At 72.8% G+C, this 10041-nt stretch carries 9 protein-coding genes and 1 pseudogene; all 10 read left to right on the top strand.

Going from position 1 to position 10041, the window contains the following annotated elements:
• Positions 1-555: pseudogene (locus ACTWQH_RS32080) on the top strand (hypothetical protein); the annotation flags it as partial.
• Between the two features lie 26 nt (positions 556-581).
• Complete coding sequence (locus tag ACTWQH_RS32075) at positions 582-2303, top strand: ABC transporter substrate-binding protein (RefSeq protein WP_443290333.1); 1722 nt, start codon at positions 582-584, stop codon at positions 2301-2303.
• Between the two features lies 1 nt (position 2304).
• Positions 2305-3282, top strand: coding sequence for an ABC transporter permease (locus ACTWQH_RS32070; RefSeq protein WP_443290332.1), 978 nt, complete (start codon positions 2305-2307; stop codon positions 3280-3282).
• 14 nt (positions 3283-3296) lie between these two features.
• The gene (locus ACTWQH_RS32065) at positions 3297-4292 is read left to right on the top strand and encodes an ABC transporter permease (RefSeq protein WP_443290334.1); all 996 of its coding nucleotides are present in this window, start codon (positions 3297-3299) and stop codon (positions 4290-4292) included.
• Positions 4289-5158, top strand: a complete 870-nt coding sequence (locus ACTWQH_RS32060) for an ABC transporter ATP-binding protein (RefSeq protein WP_443290331.1) — start codon at positions 4289-4291, stop codon at positions 5156-5158. The genes ACTWQH_RS32065 and ACTWQH_RS32060 overlap by 4 nt, the downstream gene beginning before the upstream one ends.
• Positions 5155-6096, top strand: a complete 942-nt coding sequence (locus ACTWQH_RS32055; protein ID WP_443290330.1) for an ATP-binding cassette domain-containing protein — start codon at positions 5155-5157, stop codon at positions 6094-6096. The genes ACTWQH_RS32060 and ACTWQH_RS32055 overlap by 4 nt, the downstream gene beginning before the upstream one ends.
• Positions 6093-7592 (top strand): aminopeptidase P family protein, encoded by a 1500-nt coding sequence (locus ACTWQH_RS32050; protein WP_443290329.1) that lies wholly within the window; start codon positions 6093-6095, stop codon positions 7590-7592. The genes ACTWQH_RS32055 and ACTWQH_RS32050 overlap by 4 nt, the downstream gene beginning before the upstream one ends.
• 12 nt (positions 7593-7604) lie before the next feature.
• Positions 7605-8339 (top strand): GntR family transcriptional regulator, encoded by a 735-nt coding sequence (locus ACTWQH_RS32045; RefSeq protein ID WP_443290328.1) that lies wholly within the window; start codon positions 7605-7607, stop codon positions 8337-8339.
• 54 nt (positions 8340-8393) lie between these two features.
• Positions 8394-9059, top strand: a complete 666-nt coding sequence (locus ACTWQH_RS32040; protein ID WP_443290327.1) for a hypothetical protein — start codon at positions 8394-8396, stop codon at positions 9057-9059.
• Positions 9060-9187: 128 nt separating this feature from the next.
• Complete coding sequence (locus tag ACTWQH_RS32035; RefSeq protein ID WP_443290326.1) at positions 9188-10021, top strand: S1 family peptidase; 834 nt, start codon at positions 9188-9190, stop codon at positions 10019-10021.
• The last annotated feature ends 20 nt before the right edge of the window (positions 10022-10041 follow it).

Genomic DNA, 10041 nt, shown 5'->3' with positions numbered 1-10041 from the left:
GGTGTGGGCGGCCGGGGGTCCGGGGGCGGAGCCCCCGGCACCGCCCTCGTGCTGCGCGTGCCCGCCTGGGCCAAGGGCGCGACCGTGCAGGTCAACGACGGCCCCGCCGAGGACACCGCCCCCGGCTGGCTGCGGCTGGAGCGCACCTGGGCGCCCGGCGACCGCGTCGTGCTCGACCTCCCCCTACGCCCGCGCGCAGTCCGCTCGCACCCCTACCTCGACGCCACCCGCGGCTCGCTCGCGCTGCTGCGCGGCCCGCTCGTCTACTGCGTCGAGCAGCAGGACGCGGGCGCCCCCGTCGACGACCTCGTCCTCTCCCGGACCGACCTCGGCGCGGTCGGCGAGGCGACGGACGACGCGAGCTTCGGCGTTCCCATCCCGGTGCTGGCCACGACGCTGGCGGCGGTCCCGCCCCCGCGCGGCGAGCTGTATCCGGAGGTTTCCCTCGACCCGGTCCCGGCCGCGCCGGGGCGCGTGCCGGTGCGCCTCGTCCCGTACTTCCTGTGGGGCAACCGGCAGCCCGGAGCCATGCGCGTGTGGCTCCGCCAGTTCTAGCCGTTCCAGAAAGGACGACCCAGCCAGTGAAGAGATCATTTCTCGCGAAGGCCGCGGCGGCCGCCGGCGCCGTGGCCATGCTCGCGCTGAGCGCGTGCGGCGGCGGCTCCAGCGGCGGCGGTCCCGACGGCGCGGGCGGCGGATCGTTCGACGACACGCCCGCCCGCGGCGGCACCCTGTACCGGCTGATGGCCGACGACTTCTCCTACCTCGACCCCGCGCGCGGCTGGGACGGCGGCGTCAACAACTTCTACCGGCTGATCTACCGGACGCTGACCACCTCGGCGCCGGGCAACTCCGACGACCCCTCGGGGGTCGTCCCCGACCTCGCCACCGACCTCGGCACGCCCTCCCCGGACGGCCTGGCCTGGACCTTCACCCTCAAGGAGGGTGTGACCTTCGCCGACGGAACGCCGATCACCTCCGCCGAGGTGAAGTTCGGCATCTCCCGCAACTGGGACCCGGAGATCGGCATCGGCTCCCCCTACGCCAAGCAGGTCATCGACGCGCCCGAGGGATATGAGGGCCCCTACCGCGACGGCCCGCTGCCGACGATCGAGACCCCCGACGACCGCACCATCGTCTTCCACCTCAAGAAGCCCTTCCCCGAGTTCAGCTCGGTCGTGGCCCAGCCGAACATGGTGCCCTTCCCCGAAGGGACGGGCGCGGGCGACGAGTTCATCAACGACGTGATCTCCTCCGGCCCGTACGACCTGGAGTCCTACGAGCCGGGCAGCTCCATCTCGCTCGTCCGCAACGAGACCTGGGACCCGGCCACCGACGAGGTGCGCAAGGCGTACCCGGACCGCTGGGAGTTCGTCATCGGCCTGGACCCGGCCACCATCGACGAGCGGCTGCTGGCCCAGCAGGGATCGGACGTCAACGCCGTGTCCTGGGCGATCCAGCCGGCGACGCTGGCCCGCATCCAGGGCCCGCAGTACGAGGGCCGCACCATGCGCTTCCCGGGCGTGTGCCTCACCTACATGGGGCTGAACACCACCAAGGCCCCGCTGGACGACGTCCGCGTGCGGCAGGCGATCAACCTGGCCGTGAACAAGCAGTCGGTCCAGACCGCCAGCGGCGGCCCGCAGCTCGCCGAGATCGCCACGACGATCCTGCCCTCGACCGTCAACGGCCACCGCGACTACGACCTCTACCCGAGCCAGGACCACACCGGCGACGTGCGGGCCGCCGAGGACCTGCTCGCGGAGGCGGGCGTCGCGGACGGCTTCTCCATGACCCTCGACATCCGCTCCGACCCCAAGATGCAGGCGCAGGCGGAGGCGATCCAGCAGGCGCTGAAGCGGGTCGACATCGACGTGGAGCTGAACGTCATCGACGTGTCGACGTTCTACGAGACGATCGGCACGCCCTCCCAGCAGCACGACGCCGCGATCACCGGCTGGTGCCCGGACTGGGCGTCCTCGGCGTCCACCTTCATCCCGCCGCTGTTCGACGGCCGCAACATCACCGAGAAGGGCAACCCGAACCTCGCGCAGATCGACGACCCGCGGATCAACGAGCGCGTCGACGAGATCAGCGCGATGGAGGACCTGGACGCGGCCAACGAGGAGTGGGGCCTGCTGGACGAGGAGGTCATGGAGCTGGCGCCGATCGTGCCGCTCGCGGTCGAGTCGACCATCATCATCCCCGGCGAGAACGTCACCGGCCTGCACTCCAACCCGGGCGTGGCCACCGGCGGCTACGACCTCGTGCTGATGGGCATGCGGGACCCCGAGCGGGAGTGAGATGGCCACCACCGTTCCCCTCGAAAAAGGGCTCGGAGACGAGCAGCCGGGCGCGCCGTCCCTCACGGGCGGCGCGCCCGCGCCCGCGCCCTCCGCGCCCGGCGTCCTGCGCGTCCTGACCCGCGACGTGGGCGCCGTGCTGTCCGCGGCGTACATCCTGCTGATCGTGCTGATGGCCCTCCTCGCGCCGCTCATCGTGAAGCTGGGCGGCTGGGGGCCCTACGAGTTCGACCCGAACGCCATCGACCCGAACCTCGCCGGCGTGCCGCTGGGCGACTTCGGCGGCGCGGGCGGCGAGCACTGGTTCGGCGTCGAGCCGGGCAACGGCCGCGACATCTTCGCCCGCATCGTGTACGGGGCGCGGGTGTCGATGCTGATCGCGCTGTCCGCCACCGCACTGACCACGCTGCTCGGCGTCGTCTTCGGCCTGCTCGCCGGGTTCCACGGGGGGCGGGTGGACTGGGTGATCTCGCGCGTCATGGACTTCCTCATGGCGTTCCCCGCCCTCATCTTCATGATCGCGGTGCTGTCGGCGCTGCCCGCCGGGAACCGCTCGGTGCTGCTGGTCGTGGTCATCTCCGTCTTCGGCTGGCCCTACCTGGCGCGCATCGTGCGCGGGCAGACGATGTCGCTGGCGCGGCGGGAGTTCGTGGAGGCGGCCCGCGCCTCGGGGGCGTCCAGCGTCTCGATCGTCTTCCGGGAGATCCTGCCGAACCTGCGCTCGACGATCGTCGTCATGGTGACGCTGGCGATCCCCGGCTACATCGGCACCGAGGCGGGCCTGTCGTTCCTCGGCGTCGGCGTGGTGCCGCCGACCCCGTCGTGGGGGCAGATGATCGCGTCCTCGGTGACCTGGTACTCGGTGGTGCCGACGTACTTCGCGATCCCCGGCGCCTTCCTCTTCCTCCTGGTGCTGTCGTTCACGGTGCTCGGCGACCGGCTGCGGACCGTGCTCGGGCCCGAGATCGGGGTGAGGTGAGCGCGATGCCGTCCATGACGCGATTCCTGCTGACGCGGCTCGCCGGTCTGGTGCTGATCCTGCTGCTGGTGTGCCTGTTCACCTTCGGCGTCTTCTTCGTGCTCTCGCCCGACCCGGCGGTGCAGATCTGCGGCAAGAACTGCACCCCGGAGCTGATCGACCAGATCCGCACCAACCTCGGGCTCGACAGGCCGCTGCTCGAACAGTTCCTCACCTTCCTCGGCGGCCTGTTCGCCGGGCGCACCTACGGCGAGGGCGCCGGCGCCATCGACTGCCCGGCGCCGTGCCTGGGCTACTCCTTCCAGTACAGCCAGTCGGTGTGGGACATGATCACCGACCGGCTGCCGGTGACGGTGACGCTCGCCGTCGGCGCGGCCGTGCTGTGGCTGCTGGCCGGGGTGGTCGGCGGCCTGATCAGCGCGCTCAAGCAGGGCACCTGGTGGGACCGGGGCGCGATGGTGGTGGCGCTGGCCGGGCTGTCGATCCCGAACTACGTCTTCGCGCTGGTGCTCCAGTACGTCCTGGTGGTGGAGCTGGAGTGGCTGCCGTTCCCGGCGGCGGTGGAGTTCGGCGAGGACCCGGCGCTGTGGTTCCAGAGCTACCTGATGCCGTGGATCGTGCTGGCCTTCGCGTACGCCTCGGTGTACGCCCGGCTGACGCGCGCCAACGTCATCGACACGCTGTCGGAGAACTACGTGCGCACCGCCCGCGCCAAGGGCCTGCCGGGCCGGCTCGTCATACGCCGGCACGCGCTGCGGCCCGCGCTGACGCCGATCACCACGATCTTCGGGATGGACTTCGCCGGGCTGCTGGGCGGCGCGCTGATCACCGAGTCGGTCTTCGGCCTCAACGGGGTGGGGAAGATGACGGCGGACGCCATCACCAAGAACGACCAGCCGGTCATCATGGGCGTCACGCTGCTTGCGGCGTTCTTCGTCGTCGTCGGCAACGTCGTCGTGGACCTGGTGTACACGGCGCTGGACCCGAGAGTGCGGGTGACGTCGTCATGAGTGCCGTCACGAGTGACGCGAACGACGGGCCGCTGCTGAAGGTGGACGACCTCACGGTCACCTTCCCGGCGCCCGGCGGGCCCGCCGAGGTGGTGTCCGAGCTGTCCTTCTCCCTCCCGCCGGGCGGCTCGCTCGGCATCGTCGGCGAGTCGGGGTCGGGCAAGTCGATGACGAGCCTGGCCATCATGGGCCTGCTGCCGCCGCAGGCCCGCCGCGCCGGGCGGGTGCGGCTGGCGGGCCGGGAGATCTCCGCGCTGCCCGAACGCCGGCTGCGGCGGGTGCGCGGCGACCGTATCGCCATGGTGTTCCAGGACCCGCTGTCCTCCCTCAACCCCTACTACACGGTGGGGCTGCAGATCGCCGAGGCGTACCGGGCGCACCGGCCGCGCACCACGCGCCGCGAGGCGCGGCGGGTCGCGATCGAGGCCATGGAGCGGGTGCACATCGCGGATGCCGCGCGCCGCGTGGACCACTACCCGCACCAGTTCTCCGGCGGGATGCGGCAGCGCGTGATGATCGCGATGGCGCTGAGCTGCGAGCCGGACCTGCTGATCGCGGACGAGCCGACGACGGCGCTGGACGTGACCGTGCAGGCGCAGATCCTGCGGCTGCTGAAGGAGGTTCAGCGGGACACGGGCGCCGGGCTGATCCTCATCACCCACGACCTGGCGGTGGTGAGCGAGATGGTGGACGACGTGGTGGTGATGCGCGAGGGCCGCTGCGTGGAACGGGCCGCCGTGGAGCGGCTGTTCTCCGACCCCCGGCACCCGTACACCCGCGCGCTGCTGGACGCGGTGCCGCGCCTGGAGGACGAGGTCGGCGAGTTGCGGACGACGAAGACGGCGTGGGAGGGGGCCGAGCGATGACCGAGGCGATTCTGAAGGCCCGGGGCCTGGTGAAGGAGTTCTCCCTGTCCCGGGCGGGTCTTGGGCTCGGCCGCAGGCCCGCCTTCCGCGCCGTGGACGGCGTCGACGTGGAGCTGCGGGCGGGCGAGACGCTGGCGCTGGTCGGCGAGTCCGGCTCGGGCAAGTCCACGACGGCGCGGCTGGTGGCGCGGCTGCTGGACGTGACGGAGGGGAGCGTGACCTTCCAGGGCGAGGACGTGACGCGGCTGTCCGGGCGGGAACTGCACCGCTTCCGCTCCGAGGTGCAGGTGGTCTTCCAGGACCCCTACTCCTCCCTCAACCCCCGGCACACCGTCGAACGCGTCGTCACCGCCCCGCTCACCTACCAGGGCCGGAGCGTGCCGGGCGGCGCTCGGGCGTTCACCCGGGCGCTGATGGAGCGGGTGGGCCTCAACCCGGACCACAGCCGCCGCTATCCCGCGCAGTTCTCCGGCGGGCAGGCGCAGCGCATCGGCATCGCGCGGGCGCTGGCCGTGGGCCCGAAGGTGGTGGTGTGCGACGAGGCGGTGTCGGCGCTGGACGTCTCGGTGCAGGCGCAGGTGATCAACCTGCTGCGGCGGCTGCAGCGCGAGGAGGGCCTGACCTACCTCTTCATCGCGCACGACCTGGCGGTGGTGCGGCAGATCGCGGACCGGGTGGCGGTGATGAACGGCGGCAGGATCGTCGAGTCGGGCGAGCGCGACGAGATCTTCCGCGCGCCGCGACACGACTACACGCGCACGCTGCTGGCCGCCGTCCCCCGCATCCGCCCCGAGTGGGAGGCGGCGCGGCGCGCCCGCGCCCAGGAGCGCGACCGCAACGAGGAACACGGAAGGCTCGCCAAACCCGGCAACGGAGCCGGCAAGGGAGGCGGCACGGCCGACAAGGCCGACAACGCCGACAAGGGAGGAAAGAGATGAACCCCGCCGCACGGCCGCCGTACGCGGGCACCAGGCTGCCCCGGCTCGCGGAGATCCCGGCGTTCACCAAGTCCGTCGCCACCGGCTGGCGCACGGTCGACGTGCCGCCGCCCGTCTCCGAGGCGGCGGCGCGGGCCGCCGCAGCCCACCGCGCGCGGCTGGCGGAGCGCGCCGGGCCGCGCACCGTCGTCGCCGGCGCCGGGCACGCCCCGATCCGCAACCACGACGTGGCCTACGACTTCCGCCCCGACAGCGACTTCCTGTGGCTGGCCGGCTGCGCCGTCCAGGACGCGGTGCTGGTGCTGCGCGGCGACAGCGCCGAACTGTTCGCGCCGCCCCCGGCCCGCCCCGGCGAGGAGGGCTTCTTCGGCGACGCCGCCCACGGCGAGCTGTGGGTGGGCCCCTCCCCCGGCCTCGCGGACTGGTCCCGGGCCCTCGGCATCCCCGTGAGGCCGCTGTCCGAACTCGACGACGCCCTGGCCGATGTCCGTGACGGCTGGGCGACCCCCGGCACCGGCCCCGCGCTGATGCGCCGCCACGGGCTGACCCCCGACGAGGCCCTGGTCGCCGCGCTCGCCGAGCTGCGGATGATCAAGGACGACTGGGAGATCGCGCAGCTGAGGGAGGCCGTCGACCACACCGTGACCGGCTTCGACGCCGTCGTCGCCGCCATCCCCGCCGCCGTCCGCGCCCCCGGCGGCCGGGGTGAACGCTGGCTCCAGGGCACCTTCGACCGCCACGCCCGCACCATGGGCAACGCCCCCGGCTACGCCACCATCGTCGGCTCCGGCCCGCACGCCCCCACGCTGCACTGGGTGCGCTGCGACGGGCCCGTGCTGCCCGACCAGCCGCTGCTGCTCGACATGGGCGTGGAGACGGAGACGTTCTACACCGCCGACGTCACCCGCACCGTGCCGCCCAGCGGGACCTTCACCGACGCCCAGCGGGCGGTGCACGACCTCGTGGAGGCCGCGCACCGGGCCGGGACGGCGCACGTGCGCCCCGGGCACACCTACACCGACTTCCACTTCGCCGCCATGGAGGTGATCGCGCGGGGCCTGGCCGACTGGGGCCTGCTGCCCGTCTCGGTCGACGAGGCGCTCTCCCCCGACGGCCAGCACCACCGGCGTTACCTCGTCTGCGGCATCGGGCACCACCTGGGCCTGGACGTGCACGACTGCGGCCAGGCCTCGTACGAGGCGTACCAGGGCGCGGCGCTGGAGCCGGGCATGGTGCTCACGGTGGAGCCGGGCCTGTACTTCCACGCCCACGACGAGACCGTGCCGCCGGAGCTGCGCGGCATCGGCATCCGGCTGGAGGACGACCTGCTGGTGACGGCCGACGGCGCGGAGGTGCTGTCGGGCGCGCTGCCGATCTCGGCGGCGGAGATCGAGGCGTGGGTGCGCGACCTGACACACCGGGAGCAGTCACCGTCCGATGTCGTGTATGAACGTCGTAGTCGTAGTCGCAGTCGTAGTCGTAACAGCGAGCGGTAGGGGACGGGGACGATGAACACGGCGGACATGGCGGCGCCCGACGCGGCGGAGGCGGCCGCGCCGATCGCCGGGCTGCGCCCGCTGACCAAGCGGGAGCGGCTGCGGGAGATGGTGGCCGACGCGCTGCGCGCGGCCGTGATCTCGGGCGGGATGAAGCCGGGCGCGGTGTACTCGGCGCCCACGCTCGGCACGATGTTCGGGATCTCGGCGACGCCGGTGCGCGAGGCCATGCTCGACCTGGTGCGCGAGGGCATGGTGGAGGCGCTGCCGAACAAGGGCTACCGGGTGCGGGTGGTGCCGGAGGAGGAGCTGGACGAGGTCACGCACGTGCGGATCCTGCTGGAGCCGCCGACCGTGCGCGACATCGTGCCGCTGGTGCCGGAGGGCGACTTCCCCCGGCTGCGGAAGCTGGCCGACGCCATTGTCGAGGCGGTGCGCGACCGCGACCTGGTGGCGTACATCGACGCCGATCGCGTCTTCCACCTGGCGCTGCTGGGCTACGCCGGCAACCGCCAGCTGTCCACGATCGTCTCCGAGCTGCGCTCGCGCACCCGCCTGTTCGGCCTGACGCCGCTGCTGGAGTCCGGCCGCCTGGAGGAGTCGGCCCTGGAGCACCACGAGCTCCTCGACCTGGTCGAGGCGCGCGACGCGGCGGGGGCGCAGGCGCTGATGGAACGCCACATCGGCCACGTCCGCGGCAAGTGGGCGCGGGGCACGGCGACCGACGGGCAGGCGCCGGACTCCTGACTGAGGAGGAGCGCGGTGGACTTGTAGGCTGGCGAGCGTGAACAGGGGGCGGGCATGACTCTCACATCCGCGGGGCGGCGGCCGCCGGCTCGGCCGCCGGTGATCTGGTCGACGGCGGGGGCGTTCGGCCGGGCGCTGGGCCTGGCGTTGCTGGCATGGGCGGTCGCGGGCACCATCGCGGCCCTGTCGTACCTGTCGCTGGGCTTCATCGGCATCCCGATCGTGGCCGGCACCATGCTGGGCCTGGGCTACATCCTGCTGGTGATGCTGGCGCACCGCGCGAGCTGGCTGGGCCTCCTGGCGTTCCTGCCCGGCGTGTTCGTGCTCGTCGGCGCGGTGCAGTACGCCCCCGAGGCGGCGTTGGAGCGGCGCGGCGTGGAGGAGCGGGTCACGATCGTCGGGCTCGACAAGCCCTCCCCCGACAGCAACCGGCACCTGTTCGAGCTGCGCACCGACGAGGGCAGGTTGCTGGACGAGCCGCTGGACTACCAGGGCTCCTCGCCGCCGTACGAGATCGGGGACAGGCTCGCGATCATCCGTGACCCCGAGGGCACCGTCCCGCTGGAGGACGCGGAGAAGGTCGACTCGGCCGGCAAGCGCGGCATGCTGATCGGCGGCGCCACCGGCTGGAGCCTGATCGCCCTGTACGCCGTGCGCCGAGGCCACGTGCGGCGCCGGCGCGGCCAGGACACCACGGGCGACGTCCTGGACCTGTTCTGAGCCCCTGCCCGTGTGCGCGCCTCCCTCCATGGGCAACTCCTCCTTGGCCTGGGTTGTCAGGCACATGACCTCATTGCCCATGGCCTCATGACCTCGTGACCTCGTGACCTCCCCAAGGAGATGGAGACGTGAGCAGACCCCGATCACGTGAGGCACGCCGGGCTCGGCCGCTGGTCGCCGTAGCCGCCCTGCTGGCCACGGCCCTCGCCGCCCCCGCCTCCGGCGTGTCCGCGCCCGCCGCCGCAGAGATCGGCGGCACCGCCTGGAGCGTCGCGCCCGGCTCCGGCGCCGTGCGCGTCCTCGTGGACGAGACCGTCACCGACGAGGAGATCGCGCGCCTGACGGCGTCCGGCGCGACCGTCGAGCGCACCCCCGGCACGCTGAGCCCGCGCCTGCGCGCCGGCGAGGCCGTCCACGCCGACGCGGGCTGGCGCTGCACCGCCGGACTGAACGTCTCCTCCGGCAGCGCCTCCTACTTCCTCACCGCCGGGCACTGCGCCACGGGGCTGCCGTCCTGGTACGCCGACGCCGCGATGACGACGCACATCGGCCCGACCGAGGGCGCCAGCTTCCCCTCCGACGACTTCGGCCTCGTGCGGTACGCCAACGCCTCGGTCCCGCACCCGAGCCAGGTCACCTGCAACGGCGCCGCCATCGACATCACCGGCGCGGGCGACGCCACCGTCGGCCAGTCCGTGACCTTCTCCGGCGCCACCTCCGGCTGCCACTCCGGCGTCATCACCGGCTTGAACGCCACCGTCAACTACGGCGGCGACGTCGTCTCCGGCCTGATCGAGACCAACATCTGCACCGAGCCCGGCGACAGCGGCGGCCTGCTCTTCGCCGGCGACACCGCGATCGGCATCCTCTCCGGCGGCAGCGGCAGCTGCGCCACCGGCGGCGCGTCCTACTTCCAGCCCATCACCGAGGCGATGGCGCACTACGGCGTGTCCATCCCCTGAGTCCTGGGGGCCAGGAGGGG

The organism is Streptomyces sp. 6N223 (genome assembly GCF_052246635.1).
Classification (GTDB): Bacteria; Actinomycetota; Actinomycetes; order Streptomycetales; family Streptomycetaceae; genus Streptomyces.
The sequence above is the reverse complement of the archived record's forward strand: the minus strand, read 5'-3'. Positions and strand labels throughout refer to the sequence as shown.

Bases quoted from the DNA above. Each gene is read 5' to 3' on its own strand.
- ACTWQH_RS32070 (WP_443290332.1), top strand. From the start codon at position 2,305: ATGGCCACCACCGTTCCCCTCGAAAAAGGGCTCGGAGACGAGCAGCCG.
- ACTWQH_RS32065 (WP_443290334.1), top strand. From the start codon at position 3,297: ATGACGCGATTCCTGCTGACGCGGCTCGCCGGTCTGGTGCTGATCCTG.
- ACTWQH_RS32060 (WP_443290331.1), top strand. From the start codon at position 4,289: ATGAGTGCCGTCACGAGTGACGCGAACGACGGGCCGCTGCTGAAGGTG.
- ACTWQH_RS32055 (WP_443290330.1), top strand. From the start codon at position 5,155: ATGACCGAGGCGATTCTGAAGGCCCGGGGCCTGGTGAAGGAGTTCTCC.
- ACTWQH_RS32050 (WP_443290329.1), top strand. From the start codon at position 6,093: ATGAACCCCGCCGCACGGCCGCCGTACGCGGGCACCAGGCTGCCCCGG.
- ACTWQH_RS32045 (WP_443290328.1), top strand. From the start codon at position 7,605: ATGAACACGGCGGACATGGCGGCGCCCGACGCGGCGGAGGCGGCCGCG.
- ACTWQH_RS32040 (WP_443290327.1), top strand. From the start codon at position 8,394: ATGACTCTCACATCCGCGGGGCGGCGGCCGCCGGCTCGGCCGCCGGTG.